Annotated in this window: 20 protein-coding genes; 5 read left to right on the forward strand and 15 right to left on the reverse strand. The window is 66.8% G+C overall.

All coding sequences use genetic code 11. The features are described 5' to 3' along the window. Positions 1 to 86: 86 nt before the first annotated feature. The 10 genes from PI990_RS10675 to acnB form a co-directional block, all read right to left on the reverse strand. Positions 87 to 455, reverse strand: a complete 369-nt coding sequence (locus PI990_RS10675; RefSeq protein ID WP_271660573.1) for a VOC family protein — start codon at positions 453 to 455, stop codon at positions 87 to 89. Positions 456 to 542: 87 nt separating this feature from the next. After that, complete coding sequence (locus tag PI990_RS10680) at positions 543 to 1232, reverse strand: helix-turn-helix transcriptional regulator (RefSeq protein ID WP_271660574.1); 690 nt, start codon at positions 1230 to 1232, stop codon at positions 543 to 545. Positions 1233 to 1245: 13 nt separating this feature from the next. Continuing rightward, positions 1246 to 2136: an alpha/beta hydrolase fold domain-containing protein gene (locus PI990_RS10685; protein ID WP_271660575.1), complete on the reverse strand. Its 891-nt coding sequence runs from the start codon at positions 2134 to 2136 to the stop codon at positions 1246 to 1248. 117 nt (positions 2137 to 2253) lie between these two features. After that, on the reverse strand, positions 2254 to 3483 hold the full coding sequence (gene alaC / locus PI990_RS10690) for an alanine transaminase (protein ID WP_021220300.1): 1230 nt from the start codon (positions 3481 to 3483) through the stop codon (positions 2254 to 2256). Between the two features lie 758 nt (positions 3484 to 4241). Beyond that, positions 4242 to 5345 carry a polysaccharide lyase family 7 protein gene (locus PI990_RS10695; protein ID WP_271660576.1) on the reverse strand — a complete coding sequence of 368 codons (1104 nt, stop codon included), beginning with the start codon at positions 5343 to 5345 and terminating at the stop codon, positions 4242 to 4244. 193 nt (positions 5346 to 5538) lie between these two features. Continuing rightward, positions 5539 to 6894 carry a pyridoxal phosphate-dependent decarboxylase family protein gene (locus tag PI990_RS10700; RefSeq protein ID WP_271660577.1) on the reverse strand — a complete coding sequence of 452 codons (1356 nt, stop codon included), beginning with the start codon at positions 6892 to 6894 and terminating at the stop codon, positions 5539 to 5541. A 152-nt stretch (positions 6895 to 7046) separates the two neighbouring features. Continuing rightward, positions 7047 to 7625, reverse strand: coding sequence for an ANTAR domain-containing response regulator (locus PI990_RS10705; RefSeq protein ID WP_184489322.1), 579 nt, complete (start codon positions 7623 to 7625; stop codon positions 7047 to 7049). 15 nt (positions 7626 to 7640) lie between these two features. Then, positions 7641 to 8855, reverse strand: coding sequence for a CmpA/NrtA family ABC transporter substrate-binding protein (locus PI990_RS10710; protein ID WP_271660578.1), 1215 nt, complete (start codon positions 8853 to 8855; stop codon positions 7641 to 7643). Positions 8856 to 9047: 192 nt separating this feature from the next. Next, positions 9048 to 9260 carry a YgdI/YgdR family lipoprotein gene (locus PI990_RS10715; RefSeq protein WP_184489324.1) on the reverse strand — a complete coding sequence of 71 codons (213 nt, stop codon included), beginning with the start codon at positions 9258 to 9260 and terminating at the stop codon, positions 9048 to 9050. Positions 9261 to 9515: 255 nt separating this feature from the next. Continuing rightward, on the reverse strand, positions 9516 to 12116 hold the full coding sequence (acnB, locus tag PI990_RS10720) for a bifunctional aconitate hydratase 2/2-methylisocitrate dehydratase (RefSeq protein ID WP_271660579.1): 2601 nt from the start codon (positions 12114 to 12116) through the stop codon (positions 9516 to 9518). Positions 12117 to 12516: 400 nt separating this feature from the next. Between acnB and PI990_RS10725 the strand changes: the two genes are divergently transcribed. Beyond that, positions 12517 to 12993 carry a DUF1289 domain-containing protein gene (locus PI990_RS10725; protein WP_271660580.1) on the forward strand — a complete coding sequence of 159 codons (477 nt, stop codon included), beginning with the start codon at positions 12517 to 12519 and terminating at the stop codon, positions 12991 to 12993. 73 nt (positions 12994 to 13066) lie between these two features. On the opposite strand, the gene PI990_RS10730 is transcribed toward PI990_RS10725, so the two are convergent. Then, entirely contained in the window at positions 13067 to 13930 is an 864-nt protein-coding gene (locus PI990_RS10730) for a universal stress protein (protein WP_271660581.1), read from the reverse strand. A gap of 216 nt (positions 13931 to 14146) precedes the next feature. Between PI990_RS10730 and PI990_RS10735 the strand changes: the two genes are divergently transcribed. Next, a complete protein-coding gene (locus PI990_RS10735) occupies positions 14147 to 14755 on the forward strand; it encodes a tRNA-(ms[2]io[6]A)-hydroxylase (protein WP_263402241.1) in 609 nt (202 codons plus the stop codon). A gap of 63 nt (positions 14756 to 14818) precedes the next feature. On the opposite strand, the gene PI990_RS10740 is transcribed toward PI990_RS10735, so the two are convergent. The 3 genes from PI990_RS10740 to PI990_RS10750 all read right to left on the reverse strand — a co-directional run bounded on the left by PI990_RS10740 (position 14819) and on the right by PI990_RS10750 (position 17473). Beyond that, a complete protein-coding gene (locus PI990_RS10740; protein WP_043246707.1) occupies positions 14819 to 16156 on the reverse strand; it encodes an SPFH domain-containing protein in 1338 nt (445 codons plus the stop codon). Positions 16157 to 16259: 103 nt separating this feature from the next. Next, the gene (lpxH, locus tag PI990_RS10745; protein ID WP_271660582.1) at positions 16260 to 16982 is read right to left on the reverse strand and encodes a UDP-2,3-diacylglucosamine diphosphatase; all 723 of its coding nucleotides are present in this window, start codon (positions 16980 to 16982) and stop codon (positions 16260 to 16262) included. Next, entirely contained in the window at positions 16979 to 17473 is a 495-nt protein-coding gene (locus PI990_RS10750) for a peptidylprolyl isomerase (RefSeq protein WP_271660583.1), read from the reverse strand. Before PI990_RS10750 ends, lpxH begins: the two co-directional genes overlap by 4 nt. 121 nt (positions 17474 to 17594) lie before the next feature. Between PI990_RS10750 and PI990_RS10755 the strand changes: the two genes are divergently transcribed. From PI990_RS10755 to bchE, 3 genes are all read left to right on the forward strand, one after another. Beyond that, positions 17595 to 19262: a glutamine--tRNA ligase/YqeY domain fusion protein gene (locus tag PI990_RS10755; RefSeq protein ID WP_271660584.1), complete on the forward strand. Its 1668-nt coding sequence runs from the start codon at positions 17595 to 17597 to the stop codon at positions 19260 to 19262. Continuing rightward, positions 19262 to 20647: a cysteine--tRNA ligase gene (cysS, locus tag PI990_RS10760; protein ID WP_271660585.1), complete on the forward strand. Its 1386-nt coding sequence runs from the start codon at positions 19262 to 19264 to the stop codon at positions 20645 to 20647. Before PI990_RS10755 ends, cysS begins: the two co-directional genes overlap by 1 nt. Before the next feature lie 154 nt (positions 20648 to 20801). After that, positions 20802 to 22337, forward strand: a complete 1536-nt coding sequence (gene bchE / locus PI990_RS10765) for a magnesium-protoporphyrin IX monomethyl ester anaerobic oxidative cyclase (RefSeq protein ID WP_271660586.1) — start codon at positions 20802 to 20804, stop codon at positions 22335 to 22337. 36 nt (positions 22338 to 22373) lie between these two features. On the opposite strand, the gene PI990_RS10770 is transcribed toward bchE, so the two are convergent. Then, the gene (locus PI990_RS10770) at positions 22374 to 23042 is read right to left on the reverse strand and encodes a TIGR04211 family SH3 domain-containing protein (protein ID WP_184489334.1); all 669 of its coding nucleotides are present in this window, start codon (positions 23040 to 23042) and stop codon (positions 22374 to 22376) included. Positions 23043 to 23361 lie beyond the last annotated feature (319 nt).

Below are 23361 nucleotides of genomic sequence, written 5' to 3' on the forward strand. Positions count from 1 at the left end.
CATCGTCGCGGGCCAGTGAGGCGGCACGGTGCCAGCAGCCGGGCGGTGTGCGGCCGCCCGGCCACAGGCAGGCGGCCGGTAACCCTTTACAGCGTCAGGTGGTAGACCCGTAGGCGGTGGCCGTCGGGGTCGATGCCGCTGAAGGTGTAGCCGAAGTCCATGGCCTCCGGCGCCTGGACGATCTCCACGCCCTGTTCCTGCCAGAGCTGATGCAGGCGGTGCACGTCGTCGTCACTGTCGACCTGGACGCACAGCTCGCTGCCACCGCACGGCACAGTGGTGGCAGGCTTCACGCCGTCGCGGGCCCAGAGGCCAAGCTTGAAGCCGTTGTCGAAGACGAACAGGGCGAAGCCCGGGCTGTGCTCGACGGTCTCGCGCGCCAGCAGGCGCCGATAGAAAGCGGCACTGCGCACGGGGTCGTCGACATACAGGTTGAGCAGGTTGGGGGCGATCATTGGATGGGTCTCCGATGCGGAGCGACGGGCGTCGTCACTCGATGCGCGCAGGCTAGGCCCCACCTCTGTCAGTTTCTGGCAGCAGCCTTATTGCTCGGCGATGCCGTGCAGTTCGCGCCATTCGCGCAGCAGCACCTGGCGTCGTCGCGGGTAGCGCTGGCCCAGGTCGAGCAGGTCGTCCACCCGGTCGAGGCGGAAGTGGCGCATGGCCTGGCGCAGCTCGCACCAGGCGGCCAGCACCCGGGTCTGCTCGAAGTAGCCCAGGGCGAAGGGCCAGACCACCCGTTGCGACGCCTGGCCCTCCACATCGCGGTAGCCGAGCTGCACGCGATGTTCCCGGCGGATGACCTCACGCACCTGCTCCAGCAGCGCATCGGGGACTTCGCTGGCCGGTGCCGGGCCGATCAGCAGGGTGCTGGTCTCCAGCTCCTCGCGCAGGGCCGGCGGCAGCACCGCGCCGACCTTGGCCAGCACGTCACGCGCGGCCGCCATCAGCTGGCGGTCGCCCCGGCGGGCGACCCAGCGCATCCCGAGCACCAGGGCTTCGATCTCGCCCAGGGAAAACATCAGCGGCGGCAGTTCGAAGCCGGGCCGCATCACGTAGCCCAGCCCGGCGCCCCCTTCGATGTTGGCGCCCTGTTGCTGCAGGGTGGCGATGTCGCGGTAGAGGGTGCGCAGGCTGATGCCCAGCTCACTGGCCAGGGCGTGCCCGGCGACGGGGTAGCGGTGGCGGCGGAGGATCTGCAGCAGGTCGAGCAGGCGCTGGCTTCGGGACATGGTGCTAACCGGCTCAGAGACGCAGCAGGCCGACGCTGCGCAGGAAGCGCTCGACGTCGGCGGTGTAGCCGTTGTCCTGGCCGAGTTCGTGGTTGATCTGCCGGTGCGACATGTCCACACCCATCACCTCCACGCGCTTGCCCAGGTCGCGGCCCTTGGCGGCGAAGCCACGGGCCTGGGGGCAGGCGTCGTCGCGGCGGGTGGAGCACACCGCCAGCAGCGGCGCGCCGGTCTGCTCCAGGCGCAGGGTGGGGGAGGCGGCGCGCCAGGTGGCGGGGTCGTTGCCGAAGGCGCGGTCATAGAGCTTCAGGTGCGGGCCGCGCATCACCGTCTCGACGTTGAAGGCGGCGCTGTCCAGCGCCACGGTGCCGATCCACGGGCGCGCACCCTGCTGGGCGGCGATCTCCGGCGCGGCGTCAATCAGCGCCACCAGGTGGGCGCCGGCGGAGTGGCCCATCAGCACGAAGCGCGCCGGGTCGGCCTGCCAGCCGCTGGCCAGTTGCTGGGCCTGGGCGAGGGCGCGGGCCACGTCGTCGGCCTGGGCCAGCGGCGGGGTGTCGGGGAGCATGCGGTAGTTGGCGGAGACCAGCACCACGCCCTGGGGCACCCAGCGCAGGGCCTTGTTCAGGGCGACGCTGCCGTTGTCCTTGTCGCCGTTGGCCCAGCCACCGCCGTGGACCATGAAGATCACCGGGGCGGGCACGCGCGGCGCGACCTTGGGCAGGTAAACGTCGAAGCGCTGGCGCTCATCGTTGCCGTAGGCGACATCCCGTTGCACGCGGATGCCGGCGTCGTCGAGCTGGCGGGCTTCGCGGCGCTCCTGGAGCAGGCCGGCGCTGGCGGTCTGCAACGTCAGGGCACCGAGCAGGGCGGCGCAGAGGAACAGCAGGCGGCTGGGCTTCATCGTGGGGTCCTTCGCTGATGGGCCGGGACGGCGCCCGGTACAGCCTTGATACGCCACCGGGGCACGAACCCCTGCGCGGGAAATGAAAACGGCGCCCCTGGGGCGCCGTTGCCTGTGTCACTCGGCCTTGCGGGCCTTGCCTGGCTGGATCAGCCCGTCGGCGCGGAACATCGCCTTGATGCCACGGATGGCCTGGCGGATGCGGTCCTGGTTCTCGATCAGGGCGAAGCGCACATGGTCGTCGCCGTACTCGCCGAAGCCGATGCCCGGGGAGACGCAGACCTTGGCCTCGGCCAGCAGCTTCTTGGCGAACTCCAGAGAGCCGAGGTGGGCGTAGGGCTCGGGGATCTTCGCCCAGATGTACATCGAGGCCTTGGGGTTCTCGACCATCCAGCCCGCCTCGTGCAGGCCCTTGACCAGCATGTTGCGGCGCTGGCGGTACTGCTCGGCGATGTCGCGCACGCACTGCTGGTCGCCTTCCAGCGCGGCGATCGCGGCCACCTGCAGCGGGGTGAAGGTTCCGTAGTCGTGGTAGCTCTTGATCCGCGCCAGGGCGCTGACCAGCTCGGGGTTGCCGACCATGAAGCCGATGCGCCAGCCGGCCATGTTGTAGCTCTTGGACAGGGTGAAGAACTCCACCGCGATGTCCTTGGCGCCGGGCACCTGCATGATCGATGGGGCCTTCCAGCCGTCGTAGACGATGTCGGCGTAGGCCAGGTCGTGGATCACCAGCACGTCGTACTGCTTGGCCAGGGCCACCACGCGTTCGAAGAAGTCCAGCTCCACGCACTGTGCGGTGGGGTTGGAGGGGAAGCCGATGATCATCATCTTCGGCTTGGGGATGGATTCGCGGATGGCGCGCTCCATCTCGGCGAAGAAGTCGACGCCGGGCACCAGCGGCACCGAGCGCACCTGGGCGCCGGCGATCACCGCGCCGTAGATGTGGATCGGGTAGCTGGGGTTGGGCACCAGCACCGTGTCGCCGTGGTCCAGGGTGGCCAGCATCAGGTGCGCGAGGCCTTCCTTGGAGCCGATGGTGACGATGGCTTCGCTTTCCGGGTCGATCTCCACGTCATAGCGGTCCTTGTACCAGCGCGAAATGGCGCGGCGTAGGCGGGGAATACCGCGGGAGGTGGAGTATCCGTGGGTGTCTTCGCGCTGGGCGACCTGCACCAGCTTCTCGACGATGTGCGGCGGGGTGGCCCCATCGGGGTTGCCCATCGACAGGTCGATGATGTCCTCGCCACGACGGCGCGCGGCCATCTTGAGTTCGGCGGTGATGTTGAAGACATAGGGGGGGAGACGATCGATGCGCGCGAAACGGCGCGGAGAACGCGTGTCAGCCATGCTTTCCTCGGATACGTAAGCGCCCGGAACCGTCCGAGCGACGTTGGCCACATGGGTGGCCTGGCGGCGAAGATAAGCGCAGCGGTGGGGCGTTGTCGAGAAAAATCCGAGGCGTTTCGGGGCGTTTTCTTTGGCTCTGTCTGCGTTAAGTGTTGCTAGAGGATTTGAGCCCAGCTGATTGCTGAGCTCTGGTGATATTTCTGGTTTCGCCCACCCGGGCGAGTCCCTTTTTTCAATCGTCGGGATGCCGAACCACAAAAAAGGAACCAAAAACGCTTGCCCCATCATCCGGCCCCGGCTTCGCCGGGGTTCCCTCACTCCATCGTCGCTCTGGGGGCCGGCGCGATGGGCCATCCATGGCCTGGCGCGCCTCTCGCGGCATCCATGCCGCTCGTCCCCCGGCGCAACGACTGCGTTCGGCCTCCTGGAGGGGCGTTGGCGGCTGCCCCACCTTTCTTCGTCCAGCGCATCGCCACGTGGCGCGCACGGGCTTTCGTAGGATGGTGTAGAGCGAAGCGAAACCCATGCGGTGGAGGTGGCACGAACCCTTGGGCGCCCGGAAAGGGCCGTGCTTGAGCGCTTGCATTAAAACCACAACAGCTAACGCCGACAGAGCCTTTTCTTTCAGGGCGAATGGGCGTGCCACAGGGCAGTGCGCATCGCGGATGAATCCGCTCCCACCTGGCGTCAGCCTGCACATGGTGCCGGCCCGGGCGCTGTTGCGGTGGGCCGGTACAGGCTCCACCGCAACGATTGCGTTATTGCGAGATGAGAATCGAGAACTTCTTGTGGTGGGTGCTGCCGTTGACGTCACGCACCTGGGCCACGAACCAGTGGGCGGTGGTGGAGGCGGTGCCGGCTTCCGGGGTGCCGCTGACCAGGCCGTCGGAAGCCAGGGTCAGCCCGGCCGGCGGGTGGCCGCTGACCAGTTTCCAGGTGGCGCCGCCGAGGCCGCCGGTGCTGTAGAGCTGGGTCTGGTAGGCCTGGCCGACGCGGGCGCTGGGCAGGGCGGCGGGGCTGTTGACGAAGAGGCCGTCGTTGGGGTGGCTGGCGGCCAGGCGGTAGAACTTCACCCGCGCGCCTTCGGTGGCGCTGTCGCCGTGCATGTGCAGGTAGGCGCCGGCCTTGAAGTAGAAGGTCTCGCTGTTCCACGCCGGGTCCATCGCCATGGTCGCCACGGCACCGCCGTTGGCCGAGGCCATGGCGACGTTGTTGCTGACCCTCATCTGGTAGCTGAAGGTTTCGCCCAGGGCGATGTCGGTGGCCAGCACGTGGTTGGTATAGGGCAGGCCCTGCTCCGGCAGGCCCTGCAGCTTGGCGATGACGCGGCCGGTCTTCTTGGCGAAGTCGTAGCGGTAGTAGAGGAGGATCAGCGGCGCGCTGCCGTAGCCGTGCACCTGGCCGACGATGACCAGGCCGTCGCTGGGCACCTGCATGACCTTGAGCAGGGCGTCCTGCACCGATTCACCGGCACCGCTCCAGGTCAGCCCGAGGTTGCTCGGGTCGAGCATCTCGCGCAGTTCCGAGCGCGGGCTGCTGGAACCCCCGGCGGTGGCGCCATTGACCGGCGTCCAGAAACTCAGGGAGCCGTCGCCCGGGTCGGTGCGGAACCAGCGCGACTGGTAGCCGTCGGGCCCGCTGAGCTGGTCCGGGCGTACGGTGACGGCCTTGCCCTCGGTGCCGCAATCGGCGTCCTGGGGCACGGTGATGTTCCAGTTCTCCAGGGCGAAGTTGCCGCCCGGGGCGACGCCCTTGTAGAGCTCGGCCTGGGCTTCGCCGAGCAGCAGGCAGCCGAACAGGCCGAGCCAATAGGCACCGCGATGGCGGTGGGACGTAGAGTGGAGCGATTGGAACCTGTGCATGCCTTGCATCCTCGTTGTCGGGCCGCACTCCGCTCGAGACCGCTTTCCTTCGACGCGTACGTGCCTTCCCTGCGCTTGTATAGGGCCTGCCGCGTGGCAGGCCTTTCACAGACTCGTCGCCTTCAAGGAAGGTTCTGCCGCTGCGTTGCGGCGGCGACCGGTGGCGCACTGGCACCGGGGCATTGCACAGGGCTCAAGGGCGGGTTTCGGCCTTGAGGCGGACCAGCAGCTCGGCGAGGCGTTCGATATCGGCATCCGTGGTGCGCCACGAGGAAACACTGAGGCGGAAGGCCGGGCGCCCCTGCCACAGGGTAGGGCCGAACCAGACATCGCCCGAGGCCTGGGCGGCGAGGCGGATGGCCAGGGTCTGCTCGTCGTTGTCGGCGCGCACCAGCATCTGGTTGAGCACCACGCGGTTGAGCACCTGGTAGCCGGCGCCGCGCAGGCGTTCGGCGAGGTGGCCGGCCTGGCGCAGGTGACGGTCGATCAGCTCGCGCAGGCCGTCGCGGCCGAGGCTGGCCAGGGCCGCCCAGATGGGCACGCCCCGGGCGCGGCGGGAGAACTCCAGGTTGAGGTTCTTCTGCGCATCGCGGGAGGCGCTGGCGTAGGCGGCGTCGCTGTTCATCGCCGTGGCCAGGGCCTCGACGTCGCGGCAGATGGCCATGGCGCCGTCGTAGGGGGTGTTCAGCCACTTGTGGCCATCGGTGGTCCAGCTGTCGGCCCGCTCGACCCCCTCGGTGAGCGCAGCGGCGGAGCTGGCGCGGGCCCAGAGGCCGAAGGCGCCGTCCACATGCACCCAGGTGCCGGCGGCGTGGGCACGGGGGATGAGTTCGGCGAAGGGGTCGAACTCGCCACCGTTCACCTCGCCGGCCTGCAGGCAGAGCACGGTCATGTCGTCCAGCGGCGGCAGCTGCGCCGGGTCGATACGGCCCAGCTCGTCGACGGGGGCCACCAGCAGGCGGTTGATGCCGAAGCCGAGGATGCGCAGGGCCTTCTTCACCGTGATGTGCACGCTGGCGGAGACCACCACGCGCACCTCGGGCGCGCCCATCAGGCCGTCGCCGTCGAAGTCCCAGCCCTTGCGTGCGAGCAGGGCGCGGCGGGCGGCGCTGAGGCAGGCGAGGGTGCAGGCGGTGGCGCTGGTGCCGAAGCCGACTGCGCTCTCGGCGGGCAGGCGGAGGCTCTCCAGCACCCAGCGCGCGGCGGCCTTTTCGATGCGGTCGGCGGCGGGGGAGTTGTCGAAGGACGAGGCGCACTGGTCCCAGGCCAGCACCAGGCGCTCGGCCGCGGCGGCGGCGGGCAGGGTGGCGCCGATGACGAAGCCGAAGTAGCGCCCGCCATTGGAGGCGGTGGTGGCGGGGGAGCCCAGCTCGTCCAGCAATTGCAGGGCCTGCTGGGCGGGCAGGCCCTGGGTGGGCAGGGGGCCGTCGAAGCCGGCCAGGGCGGCGATGGCCTCGGCATCGGGAAATACGCGGCGCCCGGGGATGCCGTCGAAGTAGGCGAGGGCGCGGCGGTCGGCGTCTTCGAGGAGCTGGCGTTCGGTGTCCATGGGCGTGTCCGGGCGGTGGCTGCGATGGGCTTACCTTAGCCGTCGCCACGGCGTGCCAGCAGATACACGCCACGCCGGCGATGGCCGTACAGTCGCGGTCGACGGACCCCGGAAAGCAGAACAGTTACAACTCCCACCCGTACAGTTGCCCCTCAGTGCCCGAGCATGTCGTGCATCGCGATGATCTGCTCGGCGACCTGGACGAGCTTCTGCTGGCGGCTCATGGCCTGGCGGCGCATCAGCGTATAGGCGTCTTCCTCGTTGCAGTTCTTCATCTTCATCAGCAGCCCCTTGGCCAGTTCCACGCGCTTGCGTTCGGCCAGTTGCTGCTCGCGGGCGTTGAGCTGCGCGCGCAGAGCCTGGTCGCTTTCGAAGCGGGCCATGGCGACGTCGAGGATGGGCTGCAGGCGCTGGGCGTGGATGCCCTCGACTATGTAGGCGCTGACGCCGGCCTGGATGGCCTGGCGCATCACGCCCGGGTCGTGCTCGTCGGTGAACATGACGATGGGGCGGGGCTGGTCGCGGCTGACCAGCACCACCTGTTCCATGACGTCACGGCCGGGGGATTCGGTGTCGATGAGCACCACGTCGGGGCGCACGGCTTCGACCCGTGCGGGCAGGTCGATGGTCAGCCCGGATTCGTCGATGACCTCGAAGCCGGCCTCGACCAGGGCGGCGCGCAGGCGGCCGACTTTCTTTGCGGTGTCGTTGATCAGAAGGATGCGCAGCATAGGGTGGCCGTCCGGTTACAGGGCGAGGGCGGAAGACGTGCCGGCGAGGGCGTGCAGGCGGAAGCTGCGTGCATAGCCGGCCGGGTCGCTGCCATCCCAGGTGATGCCGTCCACCAGCGTGGCGCTGCGCATCTCGGCGGGCGCTTCGATACCGAGGGCTGCGGCGGCCTGGCGGTAGAGGTCGAGGCGCTGCACCTGGCGGGCGACGCCCAGGTAGTCCGGGTCATCGCGCAGCAGGCCCCAGCGGCGGAATTGGGTCATGAACCAGATGCCGTCGGAGAGGTAGGGCAGGTTGACCCGGCCGCCGTCGAAGAAGCGCAGCGGGTGGGCGTCTTCCCAGGTGTTGCCGAGGCCATCGCGGTAGTGGCCGAGGAAGCGTGGCTCGATGGCCGAGAGCGGGGCGTCGATGTACTCGGCGCCGCTGATCAACTGGGCGGTGCTGCGGCGGTTTTCCAGGCTCTGCTCGATGAAGCGGCTGGCTTCGAGCACCGCCATGGTCAGCGCGCGGGCGGTGTTCGGGTAGGCGTCGGCGAAGGCGGCGGTGACGCCGAGGACCTTTTCCGGGTGGTCGGGCCAGATCATCTGGCTGGTGGCGAGGGTGAAGCCCTGGCCCTGGTCCACCGCGAGGGCGCCCCAGGGGCCGCCGGCGCAGAAGCCGTCGATGCGTGCGGCCTGCAGGTGGGCGACCATCTGCGAAGGCGGTACCACCACGCTGCTGACGTCGTGCAGCGGGTGGATGCCCTGGGCGGCCAGCCAATAGGCCAGCCACATGGCGTGGGTGCCGGTGGGGAAGGTCTGGGCGAAGGTCAGTCGTGCACCACCTTGGCGCACGTGGGCGGCCAGTGCCTCGGCAGTGGTCACTCCAGCGCGCCGTAACGGTTCGGAGAGGTTGATGGCCTGGCCGTTCTGGCACAGGCCCATGAGGATGGCCATGTCGGTGGCCGTGCCGCCGATGCCCAGGTGGATGCCGTAGACCTGGCCGTAGAGTGCCTGGGCGGCGTCCAGCTCGCCGGACAGCAGCTTGTCGCGCAGGGTGGCCCAGGAAGCCTGGCGCTTGAGGTTGAGGGTGAGCCCATAGGGCTGGGCGAAGCCCTGGGTGGCGGCGACGATCAGCGAGGCGGAGTCGGTGAGGGCCATGAAGCCGAGGTCCAGCGTGCTCTTTTCAGGTGCGTCGCTGCCGGCGACCCAGGCCAGGTTGTCGGTGCGTGTGTGCAGTCGGTTGTCGCTCATGCTGTCGCCTTCCCATCAACAAAAAGGCGTCGCCACGGCGGATCGCGGGCTGCGATGGCCGATGACGACGCCATTGTCCGGTGGCCCGCTCCGCCGTTGGAGCGGGCCTGATGCCTTGGGCAAAGCAAGCGATGTGCCAGGGGCGGAAAGCAAAGCCCCCGCTGGAGCGGGGGCTGGGTGGAGCGGGGCGGATCAGCGTTCGATGATCTGCTTCACCTGGGTCTGCGGGATCTGCTGCTTGCGACCTTCGCTGTCTTCGAACTCGAGCATGCCGGTGTCTTCATCCAGGTGCGGCTTGCCATCGCTGGTGAGCATCTGGCCGTCGGTGGTGTTGATCAGGTATTCGCTGGAGCAGCCGGCCAGGCCGACCAGGCAGAGGGCGATGAGAATCCAGTGCTTCTTCATGGTGGTACTCCTTGGAATGAGCGGTTGGGCGCTTCTCCTTGGAACATAGCCGCTGGCGGTGGGCTGGCAAGGCGGGAGAGGGTGAATTCGTGGTGTGCGGCACGGTTCGGCGAGATGGCGTTGCTTCGGTTCGACGGGCCTGGGTCAGCGAAGAGCTCGCGAATGAATTCGCTCCTACAGGGTGACGCCGGGTGTGGGAACGGCGCCCATAAAAAAGCCCCGCACGGGGCGGGGCTTCTTCATGGCTGGTGAGGCTTAGGCTTGAACGACCGGGATATTGGCGTTCGCAGCGGCTTCGCGGTACTCGGCGATCTGGTCGAAGGACAGGTAGCGGTAAACGTCGGCAGCCATGCTGTCGATGCTCTTCGCGTATTCCATGTACTCCTCGACGGTCGGCAGCTTGCCCAGGATGGACGCGACGGCTGCCAGCTCGGCGGAGGCCAGGTACACGTTGGCGCCATCGCCCAGGCGGTTCGGGAAGTTACGGGTGGAGGTCGAAACCACGGTGGAGTTCGACGCTACGCGTGCCTGGTTACCCATGCACAGCGAGCAGCCCGGCATTTCCATGCGCGCGCCGGCCTTGCCGTAGATGCCGTAGTAGCCTTCCTCGGTCAGCTGGTGCTGGTCCATCTTGGTCGGCGGCGACAGCCACAGGCGGGTCGGAATCGAGCCCTTGACCTTGTCCAGCAGCTTACCGGCAGCGCGGAAGTGGCCGATGTTGGTCATGCAGGAACCGATGAACACTTCGTCGATCTTGTCGCCGGCAACGGTGGAGAGCAGGCGGGCATCGTCCGGATCGTTCGGAGCGCAGAGAACCGGCTCTTTCACGTCGGCCAGGTCGATCTCGATGATCTCGGCGTATTCGGCGTCCTTGTCGGCTTCCATCAGCTGCGGGTTGGCCAGCCAGGCTTCCATCGCTTGGGCGCGACGTTCCATGGTGCGGGCATCGCCGTAGCCTTCGCCGATCATCCAGCGCAGCAGGGTGATGTTGGACTGCAGGTACTCGGCGATGGCCTTTTCCGGCAGCTTGATGGTGCAGCCCGCAGCGGAACGCTCGGCGGAGGCGTCGGACAGCTCGAACGCTTGCTCGACGGTCAGGTCGTCCAGGCCTTCGATTTCCAGGATGCGGCCGGAGAAGGCGTTGATCTTGCCCTTCTTCTCGACGGTCAGCAGGCCTTTCTGGATGGCGTAGTAGGGAATCGCATGGACCAGGTCACGCAGGGTGATACCGGGCTGCAGCTTGCCTTTGAAACGCACCAGAACGGATTCGGGCATGTCCAGCGGCATGACGCCGGTGGCGGCGGCGAAGGCTACCAGGCCGGAACCGGCCGGGAAGGAGATGCCGATCGGGAAGCGGGTGTGGGAGTCGCCACCGGTGCCGACGGTGTCAGGCAGCAGCATGCGGTTCAGCCAGCTGTGGATGATGCCGTCGCCAGGACGCAGGGACACGCCGCCACGGGTGCGGATGAAGTCCGGCAGGGTGTGGTGGGTGGTGACGTCGATGGGTTTCGGGTACGCGGCGGTGTGGCAGAAGGACTGCATCACCAGGTCGGCGGAGAAGCCCAGGCACGCCAGGTCTTTCAGCTCGTCGCGGGTCATCGGGCCAGTGGTGTCCTGGGAACCGACGGTGGTCATCTTCGGCTCGCAGTAGGTGCCCGGGCGAACGCCGGCTACGCCGCACGCCTTGCCGACCATCTTCTGCGCCAGGGTGAAGCCCTTGCCGCTGTCGGCGGGCTGTTCCGGCTTCTTGAACAGGTCGGAAGAACCCAGGCCCAGTTCGGCACGGGCTTTCTCGGTCAGGCCACGGCCGACGATCAGCGGGATACGGCCGCCAGCGCGGACTTCGTCGAGCAGCACCGGGGTCTTCAGTTCGAAGGTGGTGATGACATCGTCGGTGCCGTGTTTGCACACCTTGCCGGCGTGCGGGTAGACGTCGATCACGTCGCCCATGTTGATGTTCGATACGTCGAACTCGATCGGCAGGGCGCCGGCGTCTTCCATGGTGTTGTAGAAGATCGGGGCGATCTTGGAGCCGAAGCAGAAGCCGCCTGCGCGCTTGTTCGGCACATAGGGGATGTCGTCGCCGAAGAACCACAGCACCGAGTTGGTGGCGGATTTACGCGAGGAACCGGTACCGACCACGTCACCGACGTAGGCGACCGGGAAGCCCTTGGCCTTGATCTCTTCGATCTGCTTCAGCGGGCCGATGGCGCCTTGCTGCTCGGGGACGATGCCGTCACGGGCCATTTTCAGCATGGCCAGGGCGTGCAGCGGGATGTCCGGGCGCGACCAGGCATCGGGAGCCGGGGACAGGTCGTCGGTGTTGGTTTCGCCGGTGACCTTGAACACGCTCAGGCTGTACTTGTCAGCGATGGCGGGCTTGCTGGTGAACCACTCGCCAGCGGCCCAGGACTCCAGCACGGCCTTGGCGTGGGCGTTGCCAGCCTTGGCTTTCTCGGCTACGTCGTGGAAGGCGTCGAACATCAGCAGGGTGTGCTTGAGCTGTTCGGCAGCGGCGGCGGCCAGCTCGGCGTCATCCAGCAGCTCGACCAGGGTGGCGATGTTGTAGCCGCCCTGCATGGTGCCGAGGAGTTCGGTGGCGCGCTGCCTGGAGATCAGCGGGGACTTGGCTTCACCCTTGGCGACGGCGGAGAGGAAACCGGCCTTTACATAGGCCGCTTCGTCCACGCCCGGCGGAACGCGGTTGGTGATCAGGTCTACGAGGAATTCTTCTTCGCCGGCCGGCGGGTTCTTCAGCAGCTCTACCAGGCCTGCGGTTTGTTCGGCGTTCAGCGGCTGGGGCACGATACCCTGGGCGGCACGCTCTTGTACGTGTTTGCGATAGGCTTCAAGCACAGTTTTACCCTCATCAGTGGTCCCAAGGAGTTGTCCGGGACGCTCATCCAGGAATCCAGCGAACACGTGCGCCGCGCAGCTTTGTGAGCTGCCTGGCCAGGGTTTCGTTGGTTCCATCCAGAAGCTGTTTTCAAAGTTTTACGCCGGAAGGAAGGCCTGATGAGGGCTGGCGCAAGGCACTCGCTGGGGAGTGCCCAACGCCAATTTTCCTGCCGGGTGGACTGTGCTCGTGACGCTTTGAAAACAGCTTCCAACGGACATTGGCGCCTAAAATGGCGGGCCAATTCTAAAGGAAAGCTGAGCCGAAGTTAAGACAAAAGCCCTGGGTTTCTTGGGGTGACCCTGCCTAGACAAAGGGCTAAGATGCCGGCCTGTTCGTGCTTTCCCAGACCCTCCCGCCATGTCCAATCAGCGCATCAAGACGCCCTGCGTCGGCCTCTGCTCCACCGTCTACGGGGATCTCGTGTGCCGTGGCTGCAAGCGCTTCCACCATGAAGTGGTGAACTGGAACCTCTACAACGACGAGGAAAAACGCGCCGTCTGGCGCCGTCTGGAAATCCTCCTGGTCCAGGTGATGACCGCAAAACTCGAGGTTTTCGACGAAGATCGCTTGCGCATGCAGCTGGAGCAACGCCAGGTCCGCTTCGTGCCGGAGCAGTCCGCCTATTGCTGGGCCTACCAGCTCATCGCCCGTGCCTCGCGCATGATCAACCGCCTGGACGCCTACGGCGTGGCGCTGATGCCCGAGTTCCGCGGCTGGACGCTGCCGGAGCTGCGCGGGGCCATCGATCGGGAGTTCTTCCTTTTGTCGGAAGCCCACTACGATCGCTACATCGCGCCGCGCTTCCTGCTGGAGGGGATGGAGAGCCGCGTCTGAGCCCTTCATCCACGGCAGTGAAACGCCAGGCACGAAAAAGCCGCCCATCGAGGCGGCTTTTTCATGGGGCGGGTCAGCGCTGGGCGACCAGTTCCTCCAGGTGGGCGATGATTTCGTCCGGCTTCAGCACCAGCACGTCGCTTTCCAGCGAGTCCAGCACCACTTCGGCGGTGTTGCCGATCAGCGCGCCGGAGAGGCCGGTACGGGCCACGGTGCCGATCACCGTTACCGCCGCCTTGAGCTTGTGGGCGACATGGGGGATGAGCACATCGGCCGGGCCTTCCTCCACGTGCAGGCGCTCGTCGCTGACGTCGAACTCCTCCTGGAAGCTGCGGCATTCGGTGCGGTAGCGCGCCTCGATGCTTTCCTTGAGCTGGAAGGTCGGGTCCGCCGCCGAGAGCATCGGCGAGGGGTGGGCGCTGATCACGTGCAGGGTGCCCTTGGCCAGCCCGGCGATGTCGTAGCCGTGGCTGATGATGCTGGCGTGCAGGGTGCGGTGCTCGCCGTCGCTGTTGCCGACGTCCACGGCCGCGAGAATGATGCCGCCGGTCCAGGGCGTGTCGGTCTTCACCATCAGCACCGGGCCGGGGCAGTAGCGCAGCAGCTTCCAGTCGTCCGGCGTCAGCAGGAAGCGCTTCAGCGGGTTGTCCGGCACATGCTGCTTGATCACCAGGCCACAGCCTTCGGCCTGCTGCACGGCGATCACGGTCTGGTGCAGGTTCTCGTTCCAGGCCTGCTGGCTGGTCACGCTGTAGCCTTCGCTGGCGAGCGCGCCGGACAGGTCGGCGAGGTAGGCGGCGTGATCCGCCTTGCGGTCGCAGATCAGCAGGTGCAGGTGCGACTGGGTCACCCCGGCGATCAGTTTGGCGCGCTTGAGCGCCAGGCCATCGGGGTGGTTCGGATCAACTACCACGAGGATGCTGCGGATGGCTTGCATGGTCGTGCTCTCCCTGGAAGACATATAGCTGGAACCACTGTAGCTGCCCTGGACGCTTCGCGTTCTTGACATATATCAGTGCATCAAGCTGGCTGCGGCCTGCAGCCCCCGTATAATGCTCCGCCATTGCCCGCCCGACCAGATTGCCATGCCCTTGTCCGCCATCCCCGCCGTTCCGTTTTCCCTCGTCATCGCCCGCCAGGGAGCGCCCCGCCCATGAACCTCCCGGAAATCCACGAGTTCCTCGGTTGCCGCACGCCTGCCGCCTGGGTGGAGGCCGCGCTGGCGGACCAGGAAACCCTGCTGATCGACCACAAGAACAACGAGTACAAGGCGGCGTCCACGGCCATGGCGCTGATCGCCAAGTACAACACGCGCCTGGACCTGATCAATTTCATGTCGCGCCTGGCCCGTGAGGAGCTGGTCCACCACGAGCAGGTCCTGCGCATCATGAAGAAGCGTCGCGTGCCGCTGCGCGCGGTATCTGCCGCGCGTTACGCCTCTGGCCTGCGCAAGGTGGTGCGCAACCATGAGCCGGCCAAGCTGGTGGATACCCTGGTGGTGGGCGCCTTCATCGAGGCGCGCTCCTGCGAGCGTTTCGAGGCGCTGGTGCCGCACCTGGACGAAGAACTGGGCAAGTTCTACTTCGGCCTGCTGAAGAGCGAGGCGCGCCACTACCAGGGCTACCTGAAGCTGGCCTACCAGTACGGCGAAGCGGCGGACGTGGATGCGGTGATCGAGAAGGTCCGGGACGTGGAGCGCGAGCTGATCGAGAGCACGGACGAGGAGTTCCGCTTCCACAGTGGCGTGCCGGTCGCCCAGTGAGCCGGCGACACCGAGCATGAAAAAAGCGCCCCGAGGGGCGCTTTTTTTGTGGCCGGGGAGGGCTCAGTCCTTCACTTTCAGGTCCAGCGCCAGGTCACGGGCCGCCTTGGTGGCGAGCACGCCCATCAGCTGGCCGATCTCGTCCTGGCGGCTGCTGGCGCCGTTCTGCCCGGCGCCCATCATCACGCTGGGCACCGGCGCCTGGGCGGCGGCCTCGGCCCACACCTTGTTGATGGCGATCAGCGCGTCGAGCTTGGGTTGCAGCGCGCCGTCCGCCTTGATCACCGCTTCGCGGGCATAGGCTTCGGCGTCGGCGGTGATCTTGGTGGCCTGGGCGGTGATGCTGGCCTTGTCACGCAGCAGCTCGGCGGTCTGCTTCTCGATCTCGGCACGGCCCTTTTCGCGCTCGGCGTTGATGCGCGCCAGCTGCTTCTCGGTCTCGGCCTGGGTGGTGCGCTCGATCTGGTCGCGCAGGGTTTCCTGGCGGCGGGCTTCCACTTCCTTCTCACCGCGGGCGGTGACCAGCAGCTTCTCTTCCTCTTCCTTCAGGCGGTTCTGCCGGGCCACGGCCAGCTCGGCCAGGGCCTGCTGCACCTTGACCATGCGCTGCTTGTACTGCGGGTTGGGGTCGACGTTGGTGATGCGCGCTTCCACCACTTCCACGCCGTATTTGCGGAACTGCTGTTGCTTGCGCACCGGCATGCCCTTGGCGTCGATCACTTTCTCGGTGATGAACTGGCTGGCGTTGTTATCGCCGAAGCTGCCCTGCTCGGTGCCGGCCTGGAGGATGGCGGTCTGTTGCGGCACGTGGCCGCGCGGGCCCCGCACTTCCTTGCGCTTGATCAGGTAGAGGCCGTCGTTGAGCTGGTTTTCGAACTCGGCGGCGAACTCGCTGCGGGCGCCGGCGTAGAAGTCGTCGGCGGTCATCAGCGAGGCAGTGGCCTGCAGGGTTTCCTTGATCGCCGGTACCAGCGCGGTGCGGATGAAGTTCTCCGGGTTGCGGTATTCCTGGGCGATCTTGAGGAACTGCTCGCCGCTGGGCAGGCGGAAGCGCGCGGAGGATTCCACCTTGGCGTCGACGTTGCCGAGGAAGACGATGGGGAAGGCCTCGATGGTGGCGCCCAGGGAGTCGTTGTCGCTGGTGTCGTCGATCTGGTTGAGCGCTTCGGTGAGCACCGATTGCACGCTCAGGGCCTTCTTCCAGGGCGTGGCGCGGCCGAACCACTTGGTGGCGTAGCCGACGTCATCCACCACTTTCTCTTCGCCGAAGATGGTCCGCACATGGGTGGCGAAGCCGGCTTCGTTGTAGAAGAAGATGCCGTTGAACAGCACGAAGGCGGCGGCCGTGCCGGCGACGATGCCGACCAGGTACTTGATATAGGGGGAATCGCTGAACGGCATGGTCGCTCCTTGACGTGAAATCGAAAGCGGCGATGCTGCTGGCCGCGTGCCATCCCGTCAAGGAGAGCCGGCGCGGCCTGCGGAGGAGTTCGCGTTGCGCGGCTCAGTCGAGGGCGAACGGTGCCTGGCGGAAGCCCTGTTCGTCGACTTCCAGGGCCCAGCCCTGGCGATCCCAATCCCCGAGAACGATGCGCTGGGCGGGCAGGCCGCTCACTTGCAGTTCGTGTACGGCAGGGCGGTGGGTATGACCGTGGATCAGCGTCGGTACGCCCTGTGCGGCCAGCAGGCGCGGGATTTCTTCCGGGGTGACGTCGGTGATTTCCGCCGCCTTCTGCCGGGTCTGCATGCGGCTTTCGCTGCGCAGCTTGCGTGCCAGCTTGTGGCGGGTGGCCAGCGGCAGGTGGCGCAGTATCCACAGCACGACGGGGTTGCGCAGGATGCGCCGCATGCGCATGTAGGCCTCGTCGCGGGTGCACAGGCTGTCGCCGTGCATCAGCAGCACCGGGTGGCCGGCCAGCTCGACGCGGCTCGGGTCCGCCAGCAGGGTGCAGCCGGCTTCGCGGCAGAAGCGCGTGCCGATCATGAAGTCGCGGTTGCCATGCATCAGGAAGATGCGCGTGCCGCCATCGGCCACCTGGCGCAGGGCCTGGGCGATGGAGCGTTGGAAGGGGGTCATGGCGTCGTCGCCGATCCAGGCCTCGAAGAAGTCACCCAGTATGTAGAGCGCTTCGGCCTGGCTGGCGCGGGTCTGCAGGAAACGAAGAAACGCCCGGGTTATATCCGGGCGCTCCTCTTCAAGATGCAGATCGGAGATCAGCAGGATCACTCGACGATCTCGGCCTTCTCGATGATCACGTCTTCGACCGGTACGTCCTGGTGGCCGGACTTCATGGTGGTGGCCACGCCCTTGATCTTGTTGACCACGTCCATGCCTTCGGTCACTTCACCGAACACCGCATAGCCCCAGCCCTGCACGGTCGGCGCGCTGTGGTTGAGGAAGCTGTTGTCGGCGACGTTGATGAAGAACTGCGCGGAGGCGGAGTGCGGCTCCATGGTGCGGGCCATGGCCACGGTGCCGACCTTGTTCGACAGGCCGTTGTTGGCCTCGTTCTTGATGGAGGCGCGGGTGGTCTTCTGTTTCATGCCCGGCTCGAAGCCGCCGCCCTGGATCATGAAGTTGGAGATCACGCGGTGGAAGACGGTGCCATCGTAGTGGCCGGCCTTCACGTACTCCTTGAAGTTGGCCACGGTTTCCGGGGCTTTGTCTTCGAAGAGTTCCAGGGTGATGACGCCATGGTTGGTGTGCAGCTTGATCATTTCGGTATTCGCTCTGTCGAGAATTCGAAGGCCTGTCAGGGGGTTGACAGCTTCGGCTATGATAAGCGCTTTGATTTGACCGGCCTACCCTGTGCCGCGCACCCGTAGACCTAAGGATCCCATGAGCAAGCCTGAGACCCCCGCCGCCGCCAACTTCCTCCGCCCCATCGTCCAGGCCGACCTGGATGCCGGTACGCACGCCAAGATCGTCACCCGCTTCCCGCCGGAGCCCAATGGCTATCTGCACATCGGCCATGCCAAGTCGATCTGCCTGAACTTCGGCCTGGCCCAGGAATTCGGCGGTGACTGCCATCTGCGCTTCGACGACACCAACCCGGCCAAGGAAGACCAGGAATACATCGACGCCATCGAAAGCGACGTGAAATGGCTGGGCTTCCAGTGGTCCGGCGAGGTGCGCTACGCCTCCAACTATTTCGACCAGCTGCACGCCTGGGCCATCGAGCTGATCAAGGCCGGCAAGGCGTTCGTCTGCGACCTCAACGCCGAAGAGATGCGCGAATACCGCGGCAGCCTGCACGAGCCGGGCAAGAACAGCCCGTTCCGCGAGCGCTCGGTGGAAGAGAACCTGGACCTGTTCGCCCGCATGAAGGCCGGCGAGTTCCCGGATGGCGCCCGCTCCCTGCGCGCCAAGATCGACATGGCCTCGCCGAACATCAACCTGCGCGACCCGATCCTCTACCGCATCCGCCACGCCCATCACCACCAGACCGGCGACAAGTGGTGCATCTACCCCAGCTACGACTTCACCCACGGGCAGTCGGACGCCATCGAAGGCATCACCCACTCCATCTGCACCCTGGAGTTCGAGGACCATCGCCCGCTCTACGAATGGTTCCTGGCCAACCTGCCGGTCCCCGCGCAGCCCCGCCAGTACGAGTTCTCGCGCCTGAACCTGAACTACACCATCACCAGCAAGCGCAAGCTCAAGCAACTGGTGGACGAGAAGCACGTCAGCGGCTGGGACGACCCGCGCATGTCGACGCTCTCCGGCTACCGCCGTCGCGGCTACACCCCCGAGTCGATCCGCAACTTCTGCGAGATGGTCGGCGTCAACCGTGCCAGCGGCGTGGTCGACATCGGCATGCTGGAGTTCAGCATCCGTGACCACCTGGACGCCACCGCGTCCCGCGCCATGTGCGTGCTCAAGCCGCTCAAGGTGGTCATCACCAACTACCCGGAAGGCCAGGTCGAGAACCTCGAACTGCCGCGCCACCCGAAGGAAGACATGGGCGTTCGCGCGCTGCCCTTCGCCCGCGAGATCTACATCGACGCCAGCGACTTCGAAGAAGTCCCGCCGGCCGGCTTCAAGCGCCTGATCCCCGGTGGCGAAGTGCGCCTGCGCGGCAGCTACGTGATCCGCGCCGACGAAGCCATCAAGGATGCCGCCGGCAACATCGTCGAGCTGCGTTGCTCCTATGACGAGAACACCCTCGGCAAGAACCCCGAAGGCCGCAAGGTCAAGGGCGTGATCCACTGGGTGCCGGCCGAGGCCAGCGTCGAGTGCGAAGTGCGCCTGTACGACCGCCTGTTCCGTTCGGCGAACCCGGAGAAATCCGAAGAGGGCGGCAGCTTCCTCGACAACATCAACCCCGAGTCGCTGGTGGTGCTCACCGGCTGCCGCGCCGAGCCGTCCCTGGCCAATGCGCAGCCCGAGGAGCGCTTCCAGTTCGAGCGCGAAGGCTACTTCGTCGCCGACCTCAAGGATTCGCAGCCCGGCAAACCGGTGTTCAACCGCACCGTCACCCTGCGTGATTCCTGGGGGCAATGATGGCGCTGTCGATCTACAACACCCTCAGCAAGGTCAAGGAAGCCTTCCAGCCCCTGGAAGGCAACAGCGTGCGCATGTACGTGTGCGGCATGACCGTGTACGACTTCTGCCACATCGGCCACGCCCGCGTGATGGTCGCCTTCGACGTGGTCACCCGCTGGCTGCGTGAGCGCGGCTACGACGTGACCTACGTGCGCAACATCACCGACATCGACGACAAGATCATCCGTCGCGCCCAGGAGAACGGCGAGCCGTTCGAGGCCCTGGTCGACCGTATGATCGCCGCCATGCACGAAGACGAGGCGCGCCTCGCCGTGCTGCGCCCGGACATCGAGCCCCGTGCCACCGGCCACATCGCCGGCATGCACACGATGATCCAGACCCTGATCGACAAGGGCTTCGCCTACGCCCCCGGCAATGGCGACGTCTACTACCGCGTGGGCAAGTTCGAGGGCTACGGCAAGCTGTCCCGCCGTCGCATCGACGAGCTGAAGATCGGCGCCCGCATCGAGGTCGACGAATCCAAGGAAGACCCGCTGGACTTCGTGCTCTGGAAGGGCGCCAAGCCCGGCGAGCCGAGCTGGGAATCCCCTTGGGGCCCCGGTCGTCCCGGCTGGCACATCGAGTGCTCGGTGATGTCCACCTGCTGCCTGGGCGAGACCTTCGACATCCACGGCGGCGGCCCGGACCTGGTGTTCCCCCACCACGAGAACGAGATCGCCCAGAGCGAGGCGGCCACCGGCAAGCTCTACGCCAAGGCCTGGATGCACGCCGGCGCGGTGCGCGTGGACGGCGAGAAGATGTCCAAGTCCCTGGGCAACTTCTTCACCATCCGCGAGGTGCTGGAGAAGTACCACCCCGAGGTGGTGCGCTACCTGCTGGTCTCCAGCCACTACCGCAGCCCGATCAACTATTCCGAAGACAACCTCAAGGAAGCCAAGGGCGCGCTGGAACGCTTCTACACCGCCCTGCGCGGCCTGCCGGAGGCGCCCGCCGCCGAGGGCGAAGCCTTCGTCGAGCGCTTCAATGCCTCCATGGATGACGACTTCAACACCCCCGAAGCCGTCGCCGTGCTGTTCGACATGGCCCGCGAGGTCAACCGCCTGCGCGACACCGACCTGGCCGCCGCGGCAGCCCTGGCGGCCCGTCTCAAGGCCCTGGGCGGCCTGCTCGGCCTGCTGCAACTGGACCCGGACGCCTTCCTCCAGGCCGGCGCCACCGGCAAGGTCGATGCGGCCGAGGTCGAAGCCCTGATCCAGGCGCGCCTGCAAGCGCGTGCGGACAAGAACTGGGCCGAGTCCGACCGCATCCGCGACCAGATCACCGCCCTGGGCGTGGTCCTGGAAGACGGCAAGGGCGGCACCACCTGGCGCCTCGCCGAGTAGTCGTACGCGTTATGAACGAGGCCGCTTTCGAGCGGCCTTTTTCTTGGGCGCCGAAACCTTCACCGAAACTCCACGGCAACTCCATCTGCGGTCCACGCAGCCTGCACGGCGCGCGTGCATAAAGGCGACCCGCCCCGAGGAAAAGGACGTCGCCGTGGACATCACCCTGATCAACCCGCCCCACACCGCCATCGGCAGCCGCCTGCCCCGCGAGCACCTGCCGCCCCTGGGGCTGCTCGCCATCGGCGGGCCGCTGCTGGACGCGGGCTTCCACGTCTCGCTGCTGGATGCGGACCGCGAGGGGCTGAGCGTGGCGCAGATCGTGGCGCGCATCCAGGCGACGGCGCCGGATGTGGTGATGCTCGGACACTCCGGCTCCAGCTCGGCGCACCCCACGGTGGTGGACATCTGCCGTGCCCTCAAGGGCGTGCTGCCCGGGCTGGTCATCGTCTACGGCGGCGTGCACCCCAGCTATCACTGGGACGAAATCCTCCAGGAGGTGGCGGAAGTCGACTTTATCGTGCGTGGGGAGGGCGAGCAGACCGCGCTTTCGCTGATGCAGGCTCTGGCGCAGGGGCACTCGCCACTGGATGTCCACGGCATCGCCCTGCGCTACCTGGGCGAACCCTACGCCACGCCTGCCGCCGCCATGCTGCGCAACCTCGACGACTACCGCGTGGGTTGGGAGCTGATCGACCACGCCCACTACTCCTACTGGGGCGGCAAGCGGGCGGTGGTGGTGCAGTTCTCCCGGGGGTGTCCCTACCTGTGCAACTACTGCGGGCAGCGCGGGTTCTGGACCCGCTGGCGGCACCGCGACCCGGTGCGCCTGGCCCGGGAGCTGGCACGCCTGCACCGGGAACAGGGCGTGGAGCTGATCAACTTCGCCGACGAGCTGCCCACCGGCTCGCGCAAGATGTGGAAGGCCTTCCTCGAAGCCTTGATCGCCGAAGACGTACCGCTGCTGCTGGTGGGCTCCACCCGTGCCGGCGACATCGTCCGCGATGCCGACATCCTCCACCTGTACCGCAAGGCCGGGGTGATCCGCTTCCTGCTGGGCATCGAGAGCTACGACGAAGGCACCCTTGAGGCGATTCGCAAGGGCGGTACCACCCGCGAGGACCAGGAGGCCATCCGCCTGCTGCGCCAGCACGGCATCGTTTCCATGGCCACCTACGTGATCGGCTTCCAGGAGGAAACCGACGCCGACTACTGGCGCTCCCTGCGCCACCTGCTGCGCTACGACCCGGACCAGATCCAACTGCTCTACGTCATCCCGCACCGCTGGACACCCTTCTACGAAACGGCCGAGCAGCGCCGGGTGATCCAGACCGACACCCGTCGCTGGGACTACAAGCACCAGGTGCTGGCAGTACAGCGCGTGCCGGCCTGGCGGGTGTTCCTCTGGTTCAAGACGATCGAGGTCTGCATGCAGGCCCGCCCCAGGGCCCTCGGTCGCCTGTTGTTGCACCCGGATGCGGACTTCCGCCACGCCATGGCCTGGTACACCCGCATCGGTCGTCGCGTGTGGTTCCACGAGCTGGCGGAGTTCCTCTTCGCCACGCGGCTGCTCAAGGCGGGGCCGACGCTCCGCGAGTTCCTCGGCGCCTCGCTGGCAGGGCGTGAATACCTGCTGGACAAGCGCAAGGGTAGGGCGGCGGTGGAGGTGATCGCGCGGGCTGCGAACTGAATGGGGGAGCCGCGCGCTCCCCGGTCGCTCAGCGGGTCAGACCCACTGGTCGCTGCGCTTGCGTTTGACCCGCAGCATGGTCGGCAGGATCAGCCCGAGCAGCAGGCCTGCACCGGCGATGCTGCCGCCGTAGACCATGTAGCGCATCAGCACCTGCTTGTTCTCATCGCCCAGTTGCGCCTGCACCTCGCGCAGCTCGGAGCGGGCCTGGCTCAGCTCGCTGTCCAGGGCCGCGCGGGCGGCCTGGGCTTCGTCGATCAGCGCCTTGCGCGAGTCCATGGTCTCCTGCATGCCTTGCACGCGGGTTTTCCAGGTCTCGTCGATACCGCCCAGCTCGGTGCTCAGCTCGGTCACCTTTTGTTCCAGTTGCGGCAGGCGCTCGGCCTGGCCGGGCACCGATTGCAGGTCGCGGGTGGGGATCCACACGGCGCTGCCGTTCTCGCCGCGCACCTGGCTGTAGTCGCCCTGGGTGCTCAGCAGCTCGACTTTCTGCCCGGAAACCAGGGTGCCGACGATGCGGTAGCCATCGGTGGGGCCGCTGCGCACATAGGTGCTCAGGCTGTCGCTCACCCAGCGCGTGTTGTCGGCTTTCTCCTCGGCCTGCGCGGGCATGCCGGCCAGCAGCAGGCCGCCCAGCAGGCAGGCGCCGATGGCGCGGGAGGAGAACGAAGGAGCACGGGCGAGCAGATGACGGGTCAGGGGCATGGGGCAATCTTCACTGGCTATGGAACGGGACCCGAAGCGCGGGCGTGATAAGCGCCGGCCAGGCGAGCATCGCATTCAGAAAGAGCGATGGCTGCGCAGCGCCCAGGTGGCGAATGGCCACGCCATCCACCCGGTTCGAGCCGACAGCGAACTGACAATCCGCGACCCCGCGTAGTTCACTCATGGCCCCGCAAGCGAGACGGGTGGTCGAGCGGAAAAGGAGGGAATGCCGGATAGCTAGCCGAGATACAAAGGTGGACAACACCCCACCGGGCACTCCGTGCAGAGGCACCGCATGGGTTTCGCAAAGCTCTACCCA

The sequence above is a fragment of the Pseudomonas sp. TUM22785 genome, from assembly GCF_028198105.1.
GTDB lineage: Bacteria > Pseudomonadota > Gammaproteobacteria > Pseudomonadales > Pseudomonadaceae > Metapseudomonas > Metapseudomonas solani.

What these genes read in the sequence shown, in the direction of transcription:
- PI990_RS10730 (WP_271660581.1), bottom strand. Translation starts at nt 13,930, where the DNA reads ATGCAAGCCATCCGCAGCATCCTCGTGGTAGTTGATCCGAACCACCCC.
- PI990_RS10685 (WP_271660575.1), bottom strand. Translation starts at nt 2,136, where the DNA reads ATGAAGCCCAGCCGCCTGCTGTTCCTCTGCGCCGCCCTGCTCGGTGCC.
- alaC (WP_021220300.1), bottom strand. Translation starts at nt 3,483, where the DNA reads ATGGCTGACACGCGTTCTCCGCGCCGTTTCGCGCGCATCGATCGTCTC.
- PI990_RS10725 (WP_271660580.1), top strand. Translation starts at nt 12,517, where the DNA reads ATGTCCAATCAGCGCATCAAGACGCCCTGCGTCGGCCTCTGCTCCACC.
- PI990_RS10675 (WP_271660573.1), bottom strand. Translation starts at nt 455, where the DNA reads ATGATCGCCCCCAACCTGCTCAACCTGTATGTCGACGACCCCGTGCGC.
- PI990_RS10710 (WP_271660578.1), bottom strand. Translation starts at nt 8,855, where the DNA reads ATGAGCGACAACCGACTGCACACACGCACCGACAACCTGGCCTGGGTC.
- PI990_RS10700 (WP_271660577.1), bottom strand. Translation starts at nt 6,894, where the DNA reads ATGGACACCGAACGCCAGCTCCTCGAAGACGCCGACCGCCGCGCCCTC.
- PI990_RS10715 (WP_184489324.1), bottom strand. Translation starts at nt 9,260, where the DNA reads ATGAAGAAGCACTGGATTCTCATCGCCCTCTGCCTGGTCGGCCTGGCC.
- PI990_RS10740 (WP_043246707.1), bottom strand. Translation starts at nt 16,156, where the DNA reads ATGCCGTTCAGCGATTCCCCCTATATCAAGTACCTGGTCGGCATCGTC.
- PI990_RS10705 (WP_184489322.1), bottom strand. Translation starts at nt 7,625, where the DNA reads ATGCTGCGCATCCTTCTGATCAACGACACCGCAAAGAAAGTCGGCCGC.
- PI990_RS10695 (WP_271660576.1), bottom strand. Translation starts at nt 5,345, where the DNA reads ATGCACAGGTTCCAATCGCTCCACTCTACGTCCCACCGCCATCGCGGT.
- PI990_RS10680 (WP_271660574.1), bottom strand. Translation starts at nt 1,232, where the DNA reads ATGTCCCGAAGCCAGCGCCTGCTCGACCTGCTGCAGATCCTCCGCCGC.
- PI990_RS10770 (WP_184489334.1), bottom strand. Translation starts at nt 23,042, where the DNA reads ATGCCCCTGACCCGTCATCTGCTCGCCCGTGCTCCTTCGTTCTCCTCC.
- PI990_RS10750 (WP_271660583.1), bottom strand. Translation starts at nt 17,473, where the DNA reads ATGATCAAGCTGCACACCAACCATGGCGTCATCACCCTGGAACTCTTC.
- cysS (WP_271660585.1), top strand. Translation starts at nt 19,262, where the DNA reads ATGGCGCTGTCGATCTACAACACCCTCAGCAAGGTCAAGGAAGCCTTC.
- PI990_RS10735 (WP_263402241.1), top strand. Translation starts at nt 14,147, where the DNA reads ATGAACCTCCCGGAAATCCACGAGTTCCTCGGTTGCCGCACGCCTGCC.
- PI990_RS10755 (WP_271660584.1), top strand. Translation starts at nt 17,595, where the DNA reads ATGAGCAAGCCTGAGACCCCCGCCGCCGCCAACTTCCTCCGCCCCATC.